The sequence below is a fragment of the Paenibacillus diazotrophicus genome, assembly GCF_042610465.1.
In genome coordinates this window covers 25,467-45,646 of record NZ_JBGJZN010000010.1, presented here as the reverse complement: position 1 = coordinate 45,646, position 20,180 = coordinate 25,467, and the positions used below count along the sequence as shown (strand labels likewise).

The 20,180-nt window shown below is 46.6% G+C and carries 18 protein-coding genes; 14 read left to right on the top strand and 4 right to left on the bottom strand.

Features of this window, described 5'->3' with window-relative positions; all coding sequences use genetic code 11:
- The first annotated feature begins 4 nt into the window (after positions 1 to 4).
- The 7 genes from ACAN54_RS27215 to ACAN54_RS27185 all read left to right on the top strand — a co-directional run bounded on the left by ACAN54_RS27215 (position 5) and on the right by ACAN54_RS27185 (position 6,392).
- Positions 5 to 313: a hypothetical protein gene (locus ACAN54_RS27215; RefSeq protein WP_379163153.1), complete on the top strand. Its 309-nt coding sequence runs from the start codon at positions 5 to 7 to the stop codon at positions 311 to 313.
- A gap of 272 nt (positions 314 to 585) precedes the next feature.
- Complete coding sequence (locus ACAN54_RS27210) at positions 586 to 2,151, top strand: limonene hydroxylase (protein WP_379163150.1); 1,566 nt, start codon at positions 586 to 588, stop codon at positions 2,149 to 2,151.
- Positions 2,152 to 2,288: 137 nt separating this feature from the next.
- A complete protein-coding gene (locus ACAN54_RS27205) occupies positions 2,289 to 2,468 on the top strand; it encodes a hypothetical protein (RefSeq protein WP_379163147.1) in 180 nt (59 codons plus the stop codon).
- Between the two features lie 111 nt (positions 2,469 to 2,579).
- Positions 2,580 to 3,149 carry a GNAT family N-acetyltransferase gene (locus tag ACAN54_RS27200; RefSeq protein WP_379163144.1) on the top strand — a complete coding sequence of 190 codons (570 nt, stop codon included), beginning with the start codon at positions 2,580 to 2,582 and terminating at the stop codon, positions 3,147 to 3,149.
- Positions 3,150 to 3,421: 272 nt separating this feature from the next.
- Positions 3,422 to 3,988 (top strand): DUF4256 domain-containing protein, encoded by a 567-nt coding sequence (locus ACAN54_RS27195; RefSeq protein ID WP_379163141.1) that lies wholly within the window; start codon positions 3,422 to 3,424, stop codon positions 3,986 to 3,988.
- Positions 3,989 to 4,336: 348 nt separating this feature from the next.
- The gene (locus tag ACAN54_RS27190) at positions 4,337 to 5,077 is read left to right on the top strand and encodes a hypothetical protein (protein WP_379163138.1); all 741 of its coding nucleotides are present in this window, start codon (positions 4,337 to 4,339) and stop codon (positions 5,075 to 5,077) included.
- A gap of 148 nt (positions 5,078 to 5,225) precedes the next feature.
- Positions 5,226 to 6,392: a DUF4317 domain-containing protein gene (locus ACAN54_RS27185; RefSeq protein ID WP_379163135.1), complete on the top strand. Its 1,167-nt coding sequence runs from the start codon at positions 5,226 to 5,228 to the stop codon at positions 6,390 to 6,392.
- A gap of 56 nt (positions 6,393 to 6,448) precedes the next feature.
- On the opposite strand, the gene ACAN54_RS27180 is transcribed toward ACAN54_RS27185, so the two are convergent.
- On the bottom strand, positions 6,449 to 6,811 hold the full coding sequence (locus ACAN54_RS27180) for a hypothetical protein (RefSeq protein WP_379163132.1): 363 nt from the start codon (positions 6,809 to 6,811) through the stop codon (positions 6,449 to 6,451).
- Between the two features lie 228 nt (positions 6,812 to 7,039).
- On the opposite strand from ACAN54_RS27180, the gene ACAN54_RS27175 reads away from it, so the two are divergent.
- The gene (locus ACAN54_RS27175) at positions 7,040 to 7,681 is read left to right on the top strand and encodes a hypothetical protein (RefSeq protein ID WP_379163130.1); all 642 of its coding nucleotides are present in this window, start codon (positions 7,040 to 7,042) and stop codon (positions 7,679 to 7,681) included.
- Here ACAN54_RS27175 and ACAN54_RS27170 read toward each other — a convergent pair.
- The gene (locus ACAN54_RS27170) at positions 7,665 to 8,606 is read right to left on the bottom strand and encodes a helix-turn-helix domain-containing protein (protein WP_379163127.1); all 942 of its coding nucleotides are present in this window, start codon (positions 8,604 to 8,606) and stop codon (positions 7,665 to 7,667) included. The two genes, ACAN54_RS27175 and ACAN54_RS27170, sit on opposite strands and share 17 nt — an antisense overlap.
- Positions 8,607 to 9,014: 408 nt before the next feature.
- Between ACAN54_RS27170 and ACAN54_RS27165 the strand changes: the two genes are divergently transcribed.
- From ACAN54_RS27165 to yaaA, 3 genes are all read left to right on the top strand, one after another.
- On the top strand, positions 9,015 to 10,034 hold the full coding sequence (locus tag ACAN54_RS27165) for a glycoside hydrolase family 88/105 protein (protein WP_379163124.1): 1,020 nt from the start codon (positions 9,015 to 9,017) through the stop codon (positions 10,032 to 10,034).
- Positions 10,035 to 10,046: 12 nt separating this feature from the next.
- Positions 10,047 to 12,209, top strand: coding sequence for a 1,3-beta-galactosyl-N-acetylhexosamine phosphorylase (gnpA, locus tag ACAN54_RS27160; protein ID WP_379163121.1), 2,163 nt, complete (start codon positions 10,047 to 10,049; stop codon positions 12,207 to 12,209).
- A 156-nt stretch (positions 12,210 to 12,365) separates the two neighbouring features.
- Positions 12,366 to 13,124 (top strand): peroxide stress protein YaaA, encoded by a 759-nt coding sequence (gene yaaA / locus ACAN54_RS27155; RefSeq protein WP_379163118.1) that lies wholly within the window; start codon positions 12,366 to 12,368, stop codon positions 13,122 to 13,124.
- Between the two features lie 80 nt (positions 13,125 to 13,204).
- On the opposite strand, the gene ACAN54_RS27150 is transcribed toward yaaA, so the two are convergent.
- Complete coding sequence (locus ACAN54_RS27150) at positions 13,205 to 14,161, bottom strand: phosphotransferase (RefSeq protein WP_379163114.1); 957 nt, start codon at positions 14,159 to 14,161, stop codon at positions 13,205 to 13,207.
- Positions 14,162 to 14,271: 110 nt separating this feature from the next.
- Between ACAN54_RS27150 and ACAN54_RS27145 the strand changes: the two genes are divergently transcribed.
- From ACAN54_RS27145 to ACAN54_RS27135, 3 genes are all read left to right on the top strand, one after another.
- Positions 14,272 to 17,616: a HEAT repeat domain-containing protein gene (locus ACAN54_RS27145; protein ID WP_379163111.1), complete on the top strand. Its 3,345-nt coding sequence runs from the start codon at positions 14,272 to 14,274 to the stop codon at positions 17,614 to 17,616.
- A gap of 389 nt (positions 17,617 to 18,005) precedes the next feature.
- Positions 18,006 to 18,644, top strand: a complete 639-nt coding sequence (locus ACAN54_RS27140; protein WP_379163108.1) for a glycoside hydrolase family 11 protein — start codon at positions 18,006 to 18,008, stop codon at positions 18,642 to 18,644.
- Positions 18,645 to 18,729: 85 nt separating this feature from the next.
- Complete coding sequence (locus ACAN54_RS27135; RefSeq protein WP_379163105.1) at positions 18,730 to 19,584, top strand: formylglycine-generating enzyme family protein; 855 nt, start codon at positions 18,730 to 18,732, stop codon at positions 19,582 to 19,584.
- Positions 19,585 to 19,634: 50 nt separating this feature from the next.
- On the opposite strand, the gene ACAN54_RS27130 is transcribed toward ACAN54_RS27135, so the two are convergent.
- Positions 19,635 to 20,057, bottom strand: coding sequence for a VOC family protein (locus tag ACAN54_RS27130; protein WP_379163103.1), 423 nt, complete (start codon positions 20,055 to 20,057; stop codon positions 19,635 to 19,637).
- Positions 20,058 to 20,180: the final 123 nt, after the last annotated feature.

The window sequence follows — 20,180 nt, the reverse complement described above, 5'->3', positions numbered from 1 at the left end:
GGAGATGGAGGAAGTACACTCTCATAACTGCAATCTGAATATATGGGGCCATCTGCCTGATGAGGTATGGGATAAGGTTGCTGATATCTATAAGTCTATGCCTGGTTGGATAGGGTATCGAAATGGAATTCCATATTGGTTTGGGCAAGAGGATGATGCTGTGTTTATTGAGGCATCCGTTGAGCCGAGTGGATTATCATTTTATGCGCAGATGGATCAGAGTGATTGGGATTCTTGGATAGAACGGTTTAAATCAGAAGCAACAAAAGCATTAGGGTTTAATGTTGGTGAACCTGAGGATGGGTTTATATGAATAAAGAAAAATATCAAGAGAGAAGGATTAGATGGGGAAGGGGGAAACTCGGAGCCAACAGACCTGCCCTCTGTTTTGTTATGGAGGGGAATTACACGTCATGGAGCAAATTAATGCAACAACTGGAGGGCTTTTTTAGTCTTGCGTAGAGTGAATTAGGTAAAATGTAAAAATTAAATGCCCAGTTGTAATACATTCGCCATGTACGTTTATCCCAAAATAAGCCAATATAAATACATAAGCTTAAGGAAGTATAGGAAGAGGTGTGAACAATGGTTATTTTCTTCGATAGAGCTAAACGGCCGCTTTGGGAGGGCAGGACCTCCATTTACTCCCATATTCAGGGACAGGGAGAATCCGTGGACGGATCGCTGCCGGATGACGAAGAATTCTGGTCTGGTAGTAAAATCAGATGGGTAGCGGGCGGTCTGGATGGAGCATTTGGACATCATGGCGGACCTGCTAAGATGACGGATGAGACAAGAGAGCTGGTCCACCTGCTGGCGAAGCAAACCAGAAAGCCTAAGAATTCAACAAGAAAGGCCTTATACGCCAAGCTTGTGAAGACAGATGTAGGCGGCATGATGGATGAAGTTATTGATGAAGTACGCAAGCATCCTGGAATACAGCCGGATTCATTATTCCTTGAGGCAAAATGGCTGGCGGAACATGCGGCGCACCGGAATGCCGTCAAATTCGGAATTGCAATGCTGGGCCTTTTTCAGAACGGGCAAGTAAAGGAGCTGCTTCTAACGCTGGGAAGCCACGAGGAATTCACGCTATATGCCGTGGTTGCGATACATAATGGAATGGAAGACAGCAACCAGGTTCTATTTAAACTCGCTGGGCAGGTTCATGGCTGGGGCAAAATACATATCGTCGAGAGACTTGAACCGTCTAGTCAGGAGATCAAAGATTGGCTACTGCGGCATGGATGCCGCAACAACGTCATGAACGAATATTTAGCCTGTACTTGTGCAAGAAATGGTGATTTGCGGGAGGCAATGTCGGTTGACCAGGTAGATAACGCATTACTTAATGGGGCAACCGATATCATTGAAGCGTTATTGAATGGCGGGCCGGCTGAGGACATGGATGATTATGAGCATGCTCCACAGGTGTTATTGGATTATGTGAGGCTCATCCGGGAGAATGGGATAACTGCACAGCATCTGTCAGCTATATTCAGCATTTACGACTTCCTGGCTGAGGATGAGGAGCAGTGGACTACCCGGATGTCAGCAGGCTGGAGTGAGCAGTTAAGAAGCGTTATTCGTGAGGCTTGCGGGTCGATTATGGCCGACACCAAATGGATCAGCATAGTTATGGATGTTGTGAGCAGCGGCGATTCACCGGACCGTTACTACGGCGTAGCCTGTGCCGAGAAGCTTGGCATAGATATTTGGGACACTCTCTACAATCAGCTTGTAGCTAACCCGCTACAGGATTTCTATTACTATCAGCTCATGAAATCGGATGATCGGGACCGAATTCATAGGTTCGTTCAATTCGCCACCCACCACCTTCCCTTGCAGCAGATCGCCACTGGCCCCGGGAGTGAGATGGGGTTCGGCGAAGAATATGCAGCACATAGGAAGCTGGGTGCTATCTTGCAGAGCTTGGATCGGTTCCAAGGGATAGGGGCAGAGCTGATCCTCACTGGCCTGAACAGTCCAGTGACCTCCAACCGGAACATGGCGATCGAGGCACTGGAGGGCTGGGACGTTTCATCCTGGGGCGAGCAGCTGGTTCACGCTGTCGCTCATTTATTAGTAATCGAGCCTGAAGACCCGGTAAAGGAACGGCTGCATAAGCTCCGTGAGGCCAAGGGTTTGTAAGTATGGAAAGTACATCCATTATGTAGGAGTTGAATGCTTGTATGGCTTATCAAAATATAGACGGCGTGCGGGTCTGGGGGAATCCCGGTTAAGGGAAGATACCTCCTATTACATTAGGAGGTCAAGGGATCTACACAGTGCTCTATACGAGCAAGTACATCCTGGACCGGGCCTTGGAGATTGCCGAGCTCCGTCTGGAAACGGAGGAAGCACTGCACGAATGGCGGGAGAAGCGCCGCAAGGGCAGAGTGCAGGTGAAGCTGGATCATGAGCAGTATGTGGATTTGGGAAAGGTTGTGGAGGTTCGGAATATTTAAGTTTAGGCTGGATTTAGCACAGATTAGGACAAATAAGCGCATAGATGATCAAGAAAATCTAAAGGATTATTGTATTATTTTATATACAAGAAAACAGGGAGTGGTACCGGAATGAACCTAGAAGCAGTGTTTGCGCAGTTTCCGATCCTGCAGTCCGATGATATCGTATTGAAAAAGATTGAAGATGATCATCTGGACGAAGTGTTTGAAATCTATAACAATGACCATGTGTTTGAATACTGCGGCATCATCCCGAAGCACAATAAAGATACTGTGAAGAACATGATAGGGCATTTTGAGAGAGACTATCATAAGAAATCAAGGGTCAAGTGGGGAATCTTCTACAATTCCGAGCCCGGCCGGTTGTTGGGGATTATTGAAGCTCAAGATTTTAATCAAAAGGTAAACGTGGTGACGATTGGATACTTTTTGGCGGAATCGCATTGGGGAAGAGGAATTGCTACTGGAGCGGTAAATCGGTTGCTCGATTTTTTGTTCAGGGAGGTCAACGTCAACAGAATTCAGGCTGAAGTCATGCCTCCAAATGAGAATTCCAAGAAGGTCCTGTTGAAGAACGGCTTCATCAAAGAAGGAACGCTAAGACAAGCAACCTTATGGTCAGGTAAAGGGATTATCGATATAGAAATGTACAGTATTGTAAGAGAAGACTATATAAAATGATGAAGATTATTTATTCGAAAAAATATGAAGTACATTCTATCTTCCTTCAAACGGATAAGTTTGGGGGATTTTTTGTAGGCTGACTTTTATTGTGAAAGAGAACTTTAAGTTTCGTTATCTAATGGTTCATTGGTGAACGCAGTATAATTTCGATGGTTCCTATTCAATATAATCGTTATACAAATAGAAAAATCTCTTTTATAATTAAAATTGTAAATAACTAGCTGGTAAGCTGGTGAATGGAGTTATCGAAAACTTCGAGGGGGTTCATTATGTCAAATGAAACAGGAAAGTTGTCATCAGAACAACGTGAAGAACTGCTCAGTGCATTGAAAGCCCGATTCGAGAAACATATGAACCGCCATCCAAGTATGGATTGGGATAAAGTACAACTAAAGCTGGAAGCGAATACAGACAAGCTGTGGTCACTTCATGAAATGGAAAGAACCGGTGGTGAACCGGATGTTGTCGGTTATGATGAAGCGACGGGTGAGTATATATTTTATGACTGCTCAGCAGAAAGCCCTAAAGGGCGCAGAAGTGTTTGTTATGACAACGAAGCGCTGGAATCTAGGAAAGAACATAAACCGAAAGATAGTGCACTTAATATGGCGGCTGCCATGGGCATTGAGATTTTAACAGAGGAACAATACCGGGAGCTGCAGAAGCTGGGGAATTTCGATTCGAAGACATCGAGTTGGGTGAAAACACCTTCTGAGATTAGACAACTTGGCGGGGCTATCTTTGCTGATTTCCGTTACGGCAATGTCTTCGTGTATCACAACGGTGCGGAATCTTACTATGGCGCTAGAGGGTTTCGTGGCTCGCTCAGAGTCTGATTTGACCCACAAATTCCACCACTGAGTCCAAGAAGTGTGCCGCCGAGCCGATTGAATATCAGGAATCTTCCTGATATTCAATCGGCTTTTCGCGCTCATTCCCAGAACCCGATTACAAGTTGAAGCATGCCCGGTTTCGGGGGGGATTTACTGGTTGAGTGCAAATTGCAAGCTGCTTTGCCATTGTTCCTCTGTTTGCCCCATCCATTGCGTTACTTTTACCATACGTAACGTATGGGATATAATGGATGGGGCGTAGAGATCAATAAGTAAAGTAAAGAATAGGAGAACGGGTATGCACTTTATGAGGAAGAAAATAACCAACCAGAGAAAGGAAGCGAACGTTGGATGAAGAAGAACGCCACGATTCTAATCGTTGTTTTTCTATTTGCAGCCGCTATGGTGCTGTTGTTCGGATGGGTGTTGCCTGCAGTTTTACAATTTTATCTGTATAACTATTACATAAGGGGAATTACCCTGCTGGTGATTTTTAGCGGGGTCGTGCTTTGGAGACGATTCTCGTGGAGTCATTATATCGTCTATGTTATCGCCGTTTTTGCACTACTGGGCATGATGATGGATACTGCAGGCAACGCCATTTACAATAAGCCGCTTGAATGGATCGTGTCTCCTGTCGGGGAATTGCAGGTCATGCAGGATGTCAATAATTATGCGCCCGGCGAATATGCTATTTCCGATAACCTAACGGTTCTCAAGCAGGACGGGGAGACGATCACGCTTAACACGGCATGGTTGTATCTGTATCGCTGTGTACAGTATCTGGTTGTCTATTCTATACTCGGGACCCTGCTTGGGGCGGTGGCTAGAAAAATGCCGGAACGAGGGCATACGCTCATTCAGACGGTAGACGAGACTCTGCCGCCAGAGCTGGAACAGAAAGTAGCCGCTGAGATGAAACGCAGAGAAGAAGAAGGCAACGCACGGCGTATTCTCCCCGAAGACATTCAGGCCTCCGTGTGGCAATTGAAGAAAGAAGGAAAGCTCATTCGGGCGATTCAATTGGTTCGTATGCATACCGATCTGCCGCTGGGCGAAGCGAAGGAATATGTCGAGAAGCTACAGGGCTGACAAATAGCACAGTCGGAATGCAATCTCCGGTAAATACCTGTGACAATCCGTTACGGGTATTTTGTCAGCTGTAAAATGTAACAAATTCCGCCCCGATCCTTTATACTGGATAAAGTCAGAACACATCTAAGGAGTTGCCAAATCAATTATGAATAAAAAAGAAGTAGCACACATACGCAAGCAATTTAAGCTGGATCATGATTTGCTGAATCTCTACGATATTCTTAACGTGTATATTATGAAGGAGACTAACGAGATTTATCATTGGGAGCGGCTGCCGTTTGGCCTCGTGGACAGAGAGAAGCAGGAGCTCTATATGGGCAATTTCAAAAAACTGCTGACCGGCGAGCTAGATCATAAGCTGTTTGAATTGAAGTTTCAGGAGGATGCGGAAGATCCGGCGCGGGTAATGCTTCACCAAGGCTTGGTGACCGGTGACCCTGAAGAATGGCAGGACCTGATGATGCTACTGGTGGATAAAATGCTGGCGGATGCCAAGTATGAAAAGGATATGGTGATCACTTTCGTACGTGGTCAGTATTACCGCCCGACTAAGGCCAGAAATGAAGAAACCGAAGAGAGTGAGAAGAATGAGATGTTCGCGCATCCGTTCATTCTGTGCAGCGTGAACTCTACGGAACAGCAACGCAAAAACCTCATGTTCGATTATGTGGAGCGGGAGTTTAAATACAATATCATCGTAGATCCCATTGTGAAGCTTAGTACGCCGGAGCAAGGGTTCTTTTATCCTAGTGTGACGGACAATTATTCCGATGTGAACCGAATTCTGTATTGTACGGGAAAATCGAATTATCCGGATCCGCAGTTCATCGAGCAAGTCTTGACTGCTGAGAGGTCCATAACGGCTTTGGAAGAGAGATCTTACTTTGAGGACATCGTGAAGGAAGTGGCGGGCGAACAGCTTGATACGACTACCCTCGCCCAGGTGTATGAGCATATCCAGCAGGTCATTGAATCCGATGAAGGGGAGGAAGAACCTCCTAAGCTGGATTACAAGGATGTGGAGCGGGTCCTGGCAGCAAGTGGTGTAGAAGATGTGACGGCTGAAAAGGTGGAGCGGGCGTTCGAGACGGTCATCGACGATAAGTATTATGAAATGAAGGCGAGTAGTGTTATTCCAAAATTCACTACCAAATCGATCAAGATCGAGACCAAGGTAGCGACCATCTCTGTCAGCCCGCAGGATCTACGGTATGTGAAGCAGGTGAATCATCAAGGGAAACGTTGTATCATGATCGAGGTTGACGAGGATGTTGTGATCGAAGGCTTTACACTGAGTACGGAGACGTTATAGTTCAGGATTAATCTTGTGTAGCCGTCCCTTAAGGGACGGCTGTTTGCATTATGGGATTAATTGAAAGTGATGGTGTAAGATACAGAAGGATATGGCGTAGTGGAGCCAGGAACTCGTTCTACTACAGTGACCAGTGTTCCAGATTCGTAGTAGCCAGATCCGCCGTTGTAACTGGTGCTGTTGACGATGGCTGTTCCCAGGTCGATCGATGTGTTGTTATAGCTCCAGTAGTAGTGTAGGCGAAGTGTATTTGCAACGGACGTCGTGATTTTTATGCTTGTGCCGGATGTTTTGGCGTTGGGAAGAATGTAGGCGTAGCCCTGACCTTCGGTGAGTGTGTTGGAATAGGTACCCCCATAGCTTACAATGCTAGGATTCGCTGATGCACTCAGGCCAAACAATAGAGATAGGCCCATCATCATGATGAATACTATACTGCTACGTTTTTTCATAGATTGCTCATCCTCTCAAAATGTAATTTATGATAGCGTTTACATGTATGTCATCTACAATATATACCATTTTATTACAGGTGTAAATAGCAGAGTAAATGGTAGGATGATCTTGTGGATTACGTTAGCAAAGCTGCTTTTGGATTCATAGATATGGTTCATTGGATTAGAAGATAAGGAGTGTGATAAGACCTTATGAAATCAAAAATGAGTGTGATTAAATTTGGCGGCATTTCATTGATCCTTGCGGGTGTTCTCTTTTTTGCCCAGTATCTATTTGTTCTCCCCATGCCGGGTCCGCCGCTCCCGGATACAGAGCTGATGACCTGGCTGCAGGAATGGCGGTTCAATCTATCCATGGCAGACGAATTGATGTTTTTTGCGACAATATGTTTGATACCTTCTATTGTGGGATTGTACCAGGTATTAGTGAAGGTGGATACGATCCAAACGATGTTGGGATGTGGTCTGCTCTCTGTCGTTATCCCCATTAATCTGGTGTTGGTCATTGTTCTGGGACGGTTGGTCTATCCAGTGTATAATATTGAACTTTCACCTGATATCTACAAGCTGGTAATCAGTGAATATTATGGAGGGGTACACTTAGTAGCGCTCCTATTCAGCATAGCCACCATAATCCTGTGTCTCGCAATAAGAAAAAGTGTGATGGGTAAACCGGCAGCGTATATCGGATTAGTAGTAGGCATACTAGACTTGATCGGCGCTTTTCCCTGGTTGATTGGAACTGCTATGATATTGGTTACACAGTTGTTCTTCTCAGCCTGGTTTGTCATTCTCGGTGTAAGGCTCTACAAGCACGTCAGACCCACCCTGTAAACTCAAGAATGGACGCTTTCGCCGACTGTGCCTCGGATTGTGCGCCTTTACGCCATTCTTTGGGCGACGTGCCCATCAGTCTGGAGAAGCAGCGGTTGAAGCTGGAGATGGAGTGGAAGCCGACTTGTTCGGAGATCGAGAGGATGGAATTCTCTGAGCTTTTGAGCTGCTTGCAGGCCTCCTCGATGCGGGTGCTGGTAAGGAAATCAAGCGGTGCCGTGCCCATGATCTCATGGAACTTTCTGCGGAAATGCGTGGTGCTTAAGTGGCACAGATCCGCCAGGAAGTCGATGGTAACAGGGGTCATGTAGTTGGTAGTGATATACTCCAGCGCGGGAGAAATGACAAAATCGCCCTTCAGGTTATGCACGGTGTCTTGTTCGGCAAGAGTGTCATTCGTGGAATGAATTCGAAGCAGTTCTATATATAGCGATAGCAACAAACCGTAGGCACTTTCCTTATAGTAGGGATGCTGTTGCTTCAATTCCTCTACTACCGATGTGGCGAGGGTATACACCTTGGGATAGTGCTCCTTATTCAGGATACAATTCATTCCCTTAACTGCCCATAGATTCGGCTCGAAATTGCTGTAAGTGCTTGTAAATGAATGCTGGAACAGGTCCTCTGGTGAGAAAAAGAGATAGGACCACAGACTGGCTGTACCCGGCGAGCTGTATGTTGTATGGGGGAGATACCTTGGGAGGAAGGTTACATCACCGGCTTTAAAAGGGACTGCTTCTCCTTGGATCTCCATGATGCCGCCATCGGAATAGCAAATGCCAATCTCCAGATGGTTATGAAAATGCAGGTGCTCAGATTTGATATCGGAAATCCTCCAGCGGTCTCCGCTTAACAGCAGGACAGGAAACTGGATCGGCAGGCTGTAGTGGCGGTACTCGATGACGGGTTTCTTTTTTCTGGGCATATTCGGGTGCTCCTTCGGTAGGTAAACTTCTACTATATAGATTGAACTTAAAAGCTTGAGATAAGGAAAAGGAGTGGCGGAGGAGAAGTTTGGAACTGGAGGAGCGGTAGCGACCGTCTTTGTCTGCAGATTTCACCCGTTATAAACGGTATACAATCAAGAAATCTGCAGACAACAGCGGCCGGAGGTCCAAATATTCTCTGTAGTGGCGACTGACCTGTACTCGAAAACCTTAAGTTCGCTCTATAAAACACTCCACAATAAATGGTCGAAACTGCGCAGTTTTGTTATGAATATGCTTAGATACAGATCATTTTACTGCTTACAATAGAGTCTGTAAAGCGCTTGCATAACATGGACGGATATTAAGCGCCTTAGCGGCGTGTGCGACAAGAGAGGGGTAATTGAATGCTTCAAGTAGCGTATGACAGGGAAGAGATCTTAAGCGTCATCGACAAAGTAACCCGAAAGACATTGGCCATGGATTTAACGTGGGACTGGCCTTGCGGGGTGGCTTATTATGGGGTGTCCAGAGCCTATCAGACCACAGGGAATAAGGAGTATCTGAACATGCTGATCCATTGGGCGGATGAATATATGGAGCTGGGCCTGCCGGACTGGACGGTGAACACTTGTGCCATGGGCCATATGCTGATTACCTTGTATGAAGAGACGGGCAACCAGAAATATTGGGATATTGTGATGAGTAAGGTGGATTATCTCCAGAATCATGCGCTGAGGTTCGGAGAAAACGTGCTGCAGCATACGGTATCCATATCGAATGACTTTCCGGAGCAGGCTTGGGCGGATACGCTGTTTATGGCGGCATTTTTCCTGCTGCGGGTGGGAAGCAGACTGAAGGACCAGGCCATGATCCAGGATGCCTTGAATCAATATTACTGGCACATCAAATACCTGCAAAACCCCAGCACCGGGTTCTGGTACCATGGCTACAATAATGTGAAGCAGGATCACATGTCCGGATTATACTGGGGCAGAGCGAATGCTTGGGGTGCCTATACCATGTCTCAGGTCAAACCTTTGCTCAATGACTGGTATTTGTATCCGCAGTGTATGGACGTAGAGTGCTCGCTACGGGATCAACTGGCTGCGCTGAAGCTGGTACAGACGGAGAACGGCTTGTGGCGGACGGTACTGGATGACGAGGAATCCTATGAAGAAGTATCTGCATCCTGCGGGATTGCGGCGGCTATGGTGGGTAACGGCAATCCGCTGCATACCAAGTATGTGCAGAAGGCGCTGAAAGGTATCTTGAGCAATATCAGCGAAGATGGACGCGTGCTGGAGGTGTCGGGCGGTACAGCGGTTATGAAGGATCGGGAAGGATACCGTAATATCCCTAAGGATTGGATCCAGGGCTGGGGACAAGGTCTGGCGCTCGCTTTTCTGTCCGATATGCTTAAATAGGAGGGATTAAGGTTGTCCAAACAGACCACAGGAGCCTTTACTTTGCCGGGAGAATCCGGTTATGAGGCGCTGACCCTGGAACTCGCTGAACGGTGGGGTGCCGATGTCATCCGTGACAGTGACGGCACGAAGTTGTCTGATGAGATTATCAACGCGGGATACGGTATCTACTCTACAATCTGTATTATTCGGGATCATAATGAGTGGGCATCGCACAATACGGATAAGCTGCAGCAGTGTTTTTTAATCACGAACCCGAAGGTAGCTGTGCAGGATTATGTATCCATCTATCTGATGGAGGATTTTTTTGCTGAACATTTCAGAGTGAATGATTCCAAAGAGGCGTTTAAGTATTGGCAGGTGGTTGACCGGACAACCGGGGAGGAAGTCCCCCGCGAGCAGTGGAATTATGAACGGGAATCGGGAAATGTGGTTCTTACTGGCATTACGCCTTGGCATAAATACACGGTCAGCTTCATGGCCTACCGGATCTGGGAAGAGATCTCCATGTATAATCACACCACGAATCATTGGGACAAAGAGCATTTGATGCAGATTGATCCCATGTATGCAGACACGCAAAAATATCTGCTGGACTGGATGGAGGACTGGTGTCTGCAGCATAAGGAAACAACGGTTGTCCGGTTCACTTCGCTTTTCTATAATTTCGCCTGGATCTGGGGCAGCAGTGAGCGCAACCGCCATCTGTTCTCGGACTGGGGTTCTTATGACTTCACGGTGAGTGCAAGAGGGCTGGATCTGTTTGCGCAGAAATATGGCTATTCGCTGACGGCTGAGGATTTCGTGAATGGCGGCAAATACCGCGTCAGTCATATCCCGGCGGAGCAGTGCAAGCTCGACTATATGGCGTTTATCAATGATTTTGTCATTGAATTTGGTAAGCAATTGATTGACATTGTGCATAAGCATGACAAGCTGGCGTATGTCTTCTATGATGACAGTTGGGTGGGTGTGGAGCCTTACAATGACCGGTTTCAGGAGTTCGGCTTCGACGGAATGATTAAATGTGTGTTCTCTGGTTATGAGGCCAGGTTGTGTTCAGGGGTCAAAGTGGATACGCACGAGATCCGACTGCATCCGTATCTTTTTCCAGTGGGCCTGGGCGGAGCGCCTACCTTTATGGAGGGGGGCAACCCAACGCTGGATGCCAAAAAATACTGGATCAACATCCGGCGCGCCCTCTTGCGCGAACCGATTGACCGGATTGGCCTGGGCGGATATCTGCATCTGGTGGAGCCTTACCCGGATTTCTGCGATTACATCGAGAAGATTGCGGGTGAGTTCAGAGAGATCAAGGAACTGCATCAACAGGGCAAGCCTTATCATATTAAGACGAAGGTAGCTATTCTGCACGCTTGGGGGAAGGTGAGATCGTGGACCTTGTCCGGTCACTTCCACGAGACGTATATGCATGACTTGATTCATGTTAATGAGGCTTTATCCGGATTGCCGGTTGAAGTGCAGTTCATTGATTTTGAGGATATCCGTCAGGGTGTTCTGCAGAGTGTTGATGTGGTGATCAATGCCGGCTCTGCCGGATCAGCCTGGAGCGGCGGCGACTACTGGAAAGACAGCAAGTGTGTGGACATTCTGACCCAGTGGGTGTATGAGGGAGGTACCTTTATCGGTATTAACCAGCCTTCGGCAGTCAACGGATACGACAGCTTGTTCAGAATGGCACATGTGCTTGGACTGGATGAGGATACCGGCTCCAGGGTGGCCCATGGCAGATGGATCTATGAAGTGAAGGCTGAGCAAGGATTGGTACCTGAAGGGGCTAGCATTACGCCCAAGGCGAACATTTATCTTACAGACGGGTCAGCCACGGTGATGAATGAAACGGATGGCAAGATAACCCTTTCTACGAATACCTTTGGTAAAGGCAAAGGAATCTACCTTCCTTCTTTCGAATTCAACTGGGAAAATACCCGATTGCTGCTGAATCTCATCCGCTATGCTGGCAATGAGCTACAGGAGACGAAGTACATTACGGATAACCTCTATACAGAGTGCGCCTACTATCCGGAGAGTAAAATGCTCGTTGTGATTAACAACAGCGACCAGCTGCAAAGGACTACGGTCGATACGGAGTATGGAGAACAGACTGTGGAATTAGCTCCTTTTGATACTGTGATCAGAAGGATAGGCGAATAGGAACAATATTGAAAATGCTCAAGTCTGCGGCAGTGCCGTTGCTTGGGCTTTTTTTGTTATGATTTTCGTAAGAAGCTAAATGTGAAGTTAAAGTATAAAATATGATACGATAAAGTTATAAATATTTTCCCCGCGGGGACAAGAAAAGGGAGCAGCATGAGAATCATTATATCGCCGGCCAAGAAGATGAAGACAGACACGGATTTCCTGGATTGCCGCCAGTTGCCGCAATTCATAAGCGATTCGGAGACTCTTCTGGCCTTACTGCAACAGTTGAATTATGAAGAAGCCAAATCTCTATGGAAATGCAATGATGCCATCGCCACGCTGAATGTGGAGCGGATTCGGGATATGGATGTAACGCGGAATCTGACGCCGGCCATCTTTTCCTACGAGGGTATTCAATATCAGTACATGGCACCCGGGGTGATGCAAATGGAGGAGCTCGAGTATCTTCAGCAGCATTTGCGGATATTGTCCGGGTTCTATGGGATCGTCCGGCCATTTGATGGAGTTGTTCCGTACAGGCTGGAGATGCAGGCCAAGCTGGGCGGGCCAGGGTTCGGCTCTCTCTATGAGTTCTGGAACAGAAGACTCGCGGATCAGCTATTCTCGGAGAGTGACTGCATTGTGAATTTGGCCTCCAAGGAATACAGCAAGTGCATCACCCCGTATATGGAAGGGAACGTTCGAATGGTTAGTGTTGTATTCGGACAGGAAGTGGGCGGTAAGGTGGTTGAGCGAGCGACCCTGGTCAAGATGGCCAGAGGTGAAATGGTTCGCTTCATGGCTGAGCGGCACATCACCTCCGTGGAGGATATCAAAGGGTTCGAAGGGTTTGACTTTCGCTTTGCTGACGAGTTGTCAGATGAGAGTACCTATGTGTTTATCCAACAACGCGGAGTAAAAGAATGAAATAGTAGAGTAAGCATTACAATACGGGTAATCTTGAAGGCTGTTTAATTAACGGCCTCGGGGTTACCCGTATTTTTTGTCTAAGTCTCCCTATGGGGAGCAAGAGTGACCATGTTCAAATATTTTTGTAGACCGTCCTTTGCGTAGGGGCTGTTTGTCCATGTTCCCAAATTCCAGGTCATATAACGCAGGCCGAGATATCGCGAAGCAATCCTATACAACTTTTCAAACCGGTCAACAGGAATCTCTAATCCCAGCGAAGCCAACACTTCACGATATTCTCTTGCTGTATGTAATTCCAATCTCAAGGGGATGTCTAAGAATAACGACCCATACCTCGATTCCTCCCAATCAATGAATACAACATCCTCATTATTGTGCACCAATACATTTCCGGGGTTGAGGTCATTATGTATTAACGTGTGTGAATGTTCATCGTTCCATACCATTTCCATGTCATTCACTATGCTGTCTGCTACAGCTTCGACTTCAGGAATATAATGACCGAAGGTTTTGATAAACTGTTCATTATTTTTGGCTTCTTCCCATACAGGTTTCCATTGTCCGTAGATCATTTCCTCGATATGGCTGCGATTCGCTAAGGGAAGCCAAGATAATTCCCCGCTTAATCCGTGATTAGTTCTATGAATATAAGCCAATGCATGCATTTCCCTTTTTTGAAGCATCTCGAAATCAAGGCTTTGGTAGTTCGTCTTGTAGTCCACATCCTGAATACATAGAAGAGCCCGATGATCTGAATCGAGGTCATGCGTTCTACTAAAAGGTACGTTAGCTGACTGCGTATATAGCTGGTGAAGGATTCGGCGTTCCGTTTTATTCGCCATCTTCGTGATTAATGAAACGTATTCTTTTGTACCTTGGTCATCCATAAGAACCTTATGCCGGGACAAGTCAACCGCTTGATATCCCACATGTATAGGTGTGCTTTCCACTTCAAGAACAATTGCTGTTTTGGAAAAGAATTGCTTCGTCGTTTCCTGTATCAACTCTACAATTTCGTTAGTTTCGAGTCCCATGTCACCCCTCCAAATCTACAAACTTCTTTTGATCATAACACATGTTATACTAGGAAATGGAAATAAGGACAGATGAAAGTGGGGAACTTATGATTTTCAAAAGAGATCCATTGAATAAAAAAAGTCTGCTTAAAGAGTTGGATGTACTAGGATATTCAGACAGAGTGAGAAAAGTAGCCATTCTAGGTCGTGATCATAAAGGCTCCACTGAGTACTCCCAATTGCTGTCTTCATTACTGGAGGATGGTGTGTATGAAGCACGTCTTGCCTTAATCGGTGCGGATGTCACTCAAGATGCTAATGTTGTTTGGTCCGCCCTTCGGCATCCTATGGCAAGTGTCAGAAATACGGCCGCGGGGCTTTTGGCCAAAGTCGCTTCAGATCAGGATATTGAACGCGAACTTCCTAATCTGTCCCATGATTGCCGCCGGAAGCTGCTGCGCAGTATTACTTATATGAATCGTCAAGAGTTGGCAGAGCGTTTGTTGCCTCTTGTGTATGCGGGGTGGGGGGCGGAAGAGGCATCCATTTTACTGCCGGCATGTTATAAGGAAACGGTTAGTAAATGGCTTGTGGATATTGGATATGCCATTAATCATTGGCGCAAATTGACTAGCCGTCATCTGGACGTGGTAGCGGAGTATTTCAGAACTGCTCTGGAAAGTGCTCCTCCCAGGGAAAAGGGATATGTCTGGTGGAGATTTTCATCGGCTATGGAGATTCTAGGCCAGTTGAAGGCGGATTTTCTATTAGAATGTGCTATGAATCATGGACCTATGGGTACAATCTCTCCTGTGCTAAAAAAACAACTGGGCGTTTTGGTTCGAATGAATCCTGATGCGGTGTATAGGCTGCTTATAAGTAACGAATCGCGCAGCGCTCTGCTTGCTCATGGCGTACCTGAAGGCGTTCTTAACAGAAGAAATTATTTATCCATAGATCAATGGATCGCATTGGCTAAATTACTTGCGGATAACCCTGTGCATGTAGCAAAACTGCTTCAATACATGGCTCCTTCCAACCGTAAAGCGATTTTTGAGTCCGTCTATGATGAGGATCGGCGCCAAGAGCGTATTTTTCCTAAAATATTACTGCATCAGCTGCCGCATACCTTACGTGACCAGGAAGCCGCCCGGATGCTTGGCCTTCGTGAAATCTATGAGGACCGGGACCGGATGATTCGGATTACGGCTTGCCGTTCTATTCGTCACTCAAGAGAGAAGCTGGAACAAGCAACACGTGTATCTAATGCAGACGAACGCGCAACGGCGCTTATGCAGCTGATCCGGAGTACGGTTCTGTCCAGACAGGGTATGAATGAGACATTGCAGTTCCTCAGCCGAATCCAAAATGATCAGGATCCTGTTCGCGGCGCAGTGTTTAAGGAGCTTGCGGAGAGTCCCGCCTCTGTGTTCACGGATGCTCACGTGCAAGAGCTTACTGGACTCGTTGATAGTGTGATGGATGCCAGAGATACATCACACGGTACATTGTTTTGCGTCCAACAATTGGCATTTTCTATTTTGCGGCATAATGCGTTATATCCTCATGGGGAGCTGTTCAAGTTCTCTTTGGATACGATCCGGAAGCTGGGCAAGCAGAAGGGTCAGTTGTCCCTTCCTTCACTGGAGAAGAATTTACCCAAGGGAATCGAAGAGAGTATCTTTGAGGCAATTTATCCATTGGTTGTGCAGGCCAACCGGAGGGAAGATTACAATCTGGTGATTAGCCTAGCTTGCTCATTCGGAAAAAGAGGCTACGGCATTACCAGACTTCAAAATCTGTTAAGGGAAGCAATACAGGCGACAACAGATTCAATTGCCCTGCGGGCGGCCAGACATTGGCTTGCCCCCCATACAACACGTGATGCAAGAGTCACAGAATTACTGGCGTTGGATAAATCGTTCATTACTGTATATGAAGTGTTCCTGCATCTGCACCGGCAGCGTCAAGAGTGGCTGGATCCTTTTATTTCGGGGGCTGTGATTAAGGGCAGGTTTTTATCGGGCAAAACGATTTATCTTCTGCCGGCTGCCCACGGATTTCACAGGTGGCTGCCAAGGCAGCAACAATCTTTTAATTCCTTATTAGAAAGAATAGCATTGGATGCCAAGCGCAGTCAGGGTGAGCGTTCAAGCATTATTAAGACCATGGCTAGAATGCCTGATCTTTCTCCAGATAAGATAATAGGGCTTGTGCAGAATGCGGAAGTCACTGTAGCAGAAGCTGCACTGCATGCACTTTCACTTACCGAAGAACCGGAAAAGGCGCTCCCTGTTCTGCTGGAGAATCTGGATGGAGACCGGGCCCGTGTTGCCATGTACTCGATCCCCCGGTGTATCCGCAGAGTGAATCCGGTGCTAATGACTTCAATGCTGCAAGAGCTGTTAAACCGGGACAAGCTGAAAATCACGGTCAGAAAAGAGGCGATCCGGTTACTGGGAGCCTATAGAAGCAGGGACAGCGTTACGTTATTAATGAGCGAGTTCGGGAAAACAAATGCACACAAGGACGTCATTATTGCCATAGGGCATGCAGCGAGACAGCTACTGGATGATGAACGCGGCTGGACGATTCTAAGGGCAATGGCTTCTTCTGCAGAAAGTGACATCGTGAGAAGTCTGTTGACTGAGCAGCCTAATGATCTTCCGCTAGACTATAGACCCCGCTATTTAGCCTTAATCATCGAAATTGCGGGTCATCCGGATGCGTTTGTTGGCAGATATGCTTTCAGTTGTATGATGCAGTGGACTAGTGGAAATGAGGCCGTCATTGCAGCCGCCACAGCTCAGGCGATTACGGATCTGGAAGACAGCACCCGGTGGGAATTTGCCATGAACACACTGGTAGAGACATGTCGCGATGGTAAGGTTAATGAGGTGGTAACGGGTGTGTTTAAGGATTTGGCCAGTGCTGTAATCCGTGAGGATTGGAATGCCAATGCCAAGAGAGATTTGCCTCACCGGCAGCGGCTTCTGAAATTTGCAGACCAACTGACATCATTGCCAATGTACACACGTAGTCGCCTGATTCCTTTGTATTTGGGGATTATTGAGGTGCTGGCATCTGAAGAGACGTTACAGCAAGTGGTGATGAATTTCTATATAGCAGCTATAGAGTGGAATGACGTGGAAGAATCCGTTAACTATCTGAATTGTATAGCGGTTGAACTATCGAAACAGCCCTATCTTTTGGGTGAGGTCTATAAGCGGGTTGCGCACAACTTAAGAGAGAGCAGAGGGCATTGGAGTCCAGAAATTCTTTTAGAAATTGTAGATGTATTAGGGTCAAAAGAATCTTACACATCCCAGTTTATTGGACTTTCTTTGCTTGAGGCTGCTGGAGTTGCTTCATTGTGGAGTCCGGAGTGTGCAGAGCGTTTGAGGTTATATAGGAATCATACGAATATTGCGGTTCGGTCCCATGCGCTTAACATTTGGACAGCGGAGGATTAGTGCGGTGGCAGCCACCGGCTGCCAATATCAGTTCAAGAGTTCAGTGCTAACAAGGGTTGTTAATGCGTATCCGTCCCTGTAAAAGGGGGGGTTTTTTGTGTTGTGGGACCATCTATCTTGGAAGACTTTCCAAAAATTAGTGAAAAAAATAGGGGGAAAATCTTGAATTTGGTAATTTGAAGTGTATGCGCTTACTTTCTATAATTTACTATATGTAGGACATGCTTGTCTTACATATAATAGATCATTTTTTTGCTGGGGATGGGGCTACAGTCAGAAGTTCATGGAACATGGACTTCCAAACGAAGGGGAGTGATAGATTAAAAGCAATAATAATGAAGCAGGTTGAGGTACCTGATTACAATTCAGAATATATGGGAGGTAATGTCATGTTTAAGTTTAACAAGAAAATCCTCACGTTAGTAATGGCCGTTTCAGTGAGTTGTACAGGCCTGTTTGCTGCAACCGCAAGTGCAGCGACGGATTACTGGCAGAATTGGACCGATGGCGGCGGAACCGTAAATGCTGTGAATGGATCTGGCGGGAACTACAGTGTGAACTGGTCCAATACCGGTAATTTCGTTGTCGGTAAAGGCTGGACTACAGGGTCTCCTAACCGGACCATTAACTACAATGCCGGGGTCTGGGCGCCTAGCGGCAATGGATATTTGACTCTCTATGGATGGACAAGAAACTCCCTCATAGAATATTACGTCGTTGATAGTTGGGGCACATATAGACCAACTGGTGCTTATAAAGGTACTGTGAACAGTGATGGAGGTACTTATGATATCTATACGACTCAGCGATACAATGCCCCTTCCATTGACGGCACACAGACATTTACCCAGTTCTGGAGCGTAAGACAGTCTAAGCGGGCTACAGGCAGCAACTCCGCTATTACTTTTAGCAACCACGTGAATGCATGGAAGAGTAAAGGAATGAATCTGGGCAGCAGCTGGTCTTACCAGGTATTGGCGACAGAGGGATACCAAAGCAGCGGGAGCTCTAACGTAACGGTGTGGTAACCGTCTTATAAACTATGGATATGAAGTCCTGCCGGTCTAACGGCCGGCAGTATTTATTTTAAAGAAGAGTGAAAGGGCTGAATCCATGAGAAAGCTATCCAGTATCCTTTTAATGACGATTATGATTGTTCTCAGTGCTTGTTCGCAAGAAAAGCCTGACAGCTCGCAGGAAAAGCCGGATAACTTTGTATTGGTTCAAGGCGGGGCTTTTACGAACATTAAGTCCAGCTATTTCGGGAAAAGTGTAACCCTAACCGACTTTTATGTCGGGAAATATGAGGTAACCCAAAAAGAGTGGGCGGAGATCATGGGCCGTAATCCATCAGTTTTCAGAAGCGACAATTCTCCAGTAGAAATGGTGAGCTGGTATGACGCTGTTGAGTACTGTAATAAAAGGAGCATAAAAGAGGGGCTAAAACCCTATTACAATATAGATAAGAAAACAATAGATCCGAATAATAGAAGTGATAACGATGTGGTCAAATGGACAGTAACGATCAATGCCGGAGCGAATGGTTACCGGTTGCCGACGGAGATGGAGTGGGAATATGCCGCAAGTGGAGGTCAGCTGAGCAAGAGTTACATATACAGCGGCAGTAATAATGCAGATGAGGTGGCATGGTATTGGAAGAACGCCGGAGATCAATACTTATCTGGAGACTGGAATTGGCCTGTGATAGAAAATAACCATAATCAGACTAAAGCTGTCGGTAACAAGAAACCCAACGAGTTGGGACTTTATGATATGTCGGGTAATGTAAGGGAATGGTGCTGGAACTGGTATGGGGACTCGAATAGTAATAGCGGTGGCTCTTTCCGGGTTCTAAAAGGGGGCGGTTGGATGGGCGACGTCAGCAGCAGCGAGTTGACTTATCAGGGCAAGTTCGAGGCTAATGGCGTAGGCCCGGATCAAGGGTTTCGCGTGTTCCGCAGTGAGTGAAAGGGGATCAAGGCGGGATAAGAACCACCTTGATTCTGTACCTTTGGATTCTACCTATCGGTCTGTTCCGTCATAAGTCCCCAGCGAATCCCAAACCTATCGACCAGTGAAACCATACAAGAGCTATAGGTCGTGCTGCATAACGGATGAATGATCGTACCTCCAGCCTTCAACACTTCGTAGGCCTTTTTTACCTGAGCGGCAGTATCAAAGGTGATCGTAAGGAATAGTGAGGTGCTTGCCGCTGGATTCCGTTCTAATTCATCGGATAACATAAGACGCTGCCCTCCGAGATAAGCCTCAGCATGATACACGTAACTTTGTTGTTCTTCTGTTAATTCGATATTCCAGTCATGCTTGTTAGCGTCGGTATAATGCAATATGAAGTCAATTCTGATGTCAAAAGCTTGCTGATATAGTCTGATGGCTTCTTCGCATTCTCCATGGAAATGTAACGTAGGGGTTATAATCATTGCTTCGTCTCCAGTCATAAGGGATCTGCAGTTAATCCGAATCCATTCTAACCACGGTGCTCTAACCCTATCTTAGACGCCGAATATAAGAATTGCCATAGGCACATTAGAGCAGTTTGTAGA

What these genes read in the sequence shown, in the direction of transcription:
- ACAN54_RS27215 (WP_379163153.1), top strand. Translation starts at nt 5, where the DNA reads ATGGAGGAAGTACACTCTCATAACTGCAATCTGAATATATGGGGCCAT.
- ACAN54_RS27210 (WP_379163150.1), top strand. Translation starts at nt 586, where the DNA reads ATGGTTATTTTCTTCGATAGAGCTAAACGGCCGCTTTGGGAGGGCAGG.
- ACAN54_RS27200 (WP_379163144.1), top strand. Translation starts at nt 2,580, where the DNA reads ATGAACCTAGAAGCAGTGTTTGCGCAGTTTCCGATCCTGCAGTCCGAT.
- ACAN54_RS27195 (WP_379163141.1), top strand. Translation starts at nt 3,422, where the DNA reads ATGTCAAATGAAACAGGAAAGTTGTCATCAGAACAACGTGAAGAACTG.
- ACAN54_RS27190 (WP_379163138.1), top strand. Translation starts at nt 4,337, where the DNA reads ATGAAGAAGAACGCCACGATTCTAATCGTTGTTTTTCTATTTGCAGCC.
- ACAN54_RS27185 (WP_379163135.1), top strand. Translation starts at nt 5,226, where the DNA reads ATGAATAAAAAAGAAGTAGCACACATACGCAAGCAATTTAAGCTGGAT.
- ACAN54_RS27180 (WP_379163132.1), bottom strand. Translation starts at nt 6,811, where the DNA reads ATGATGGGCCTATCTCTATTGTTTGGCCTGAGTGCATCAGCGAATCCT.
- ACAN54_RS27175 (WP_379163130.1), top strand. Translation starts at nt 7,040, where the DNA reads ATGAAATCAAAAATGAGTGTGATTAAATTTGGCGGCATTTCATTGATC.
- ACAN54_RS27170 (WP_379163127.1), bottom strand. Translation starts at nt 8,606, where the DNA reads ATGCCCAGAAAAAAGAAACCCGTCATCGAGTACCGCCACTACAGCCTG.
- ACAN54_RS27165 (WP_379163124.1), top strand. Translation starts at nt 9,015, where the DNA reads ATGCTTCAAGTAGCGTATGACAGGGAAGAGATCTTAAGCGTCATCGAC.
- yaaA (WP_379163118.1), top strand. Translation starts at nt 12,366, where the DNA reads ATGAGAATCATTATATCGCCGGCCAAGAAGATGAAGACAGACACGGAT.
- ACAN54_RS27150 (WP_379163114.1), bottom strand. Translation starts at nt 14,161, where the DNA reads ATGGGACTCGAAACTAACGAAATTGTAGAGTTGATACAGGAAACGACG.
- ACAN54_RS27140 (WP_379163108.1), top strand. Translation starts at nt 18,006, where the DNA reads ATGTTTAAGTTTAACAAGAAAATCCTCACGTTAGTAATGGCCGTTTCA.
- ACAN54_RS27135 (WP_379163105.1), top strand. Translation starts at nt 18,730, where the DNA reads ATGAGAAAGCTATCCAGTATCCTTTTAATGACGATTATGATTGTTCTC.
- ACAN54_RS27130 (WP_379163103.1), bottom strand. Translation starts at nt 20,057, where the DNA reads ATGATTATAACCCCTACGTTACATTTCCATGGAGAATGCGAAGAAGCC.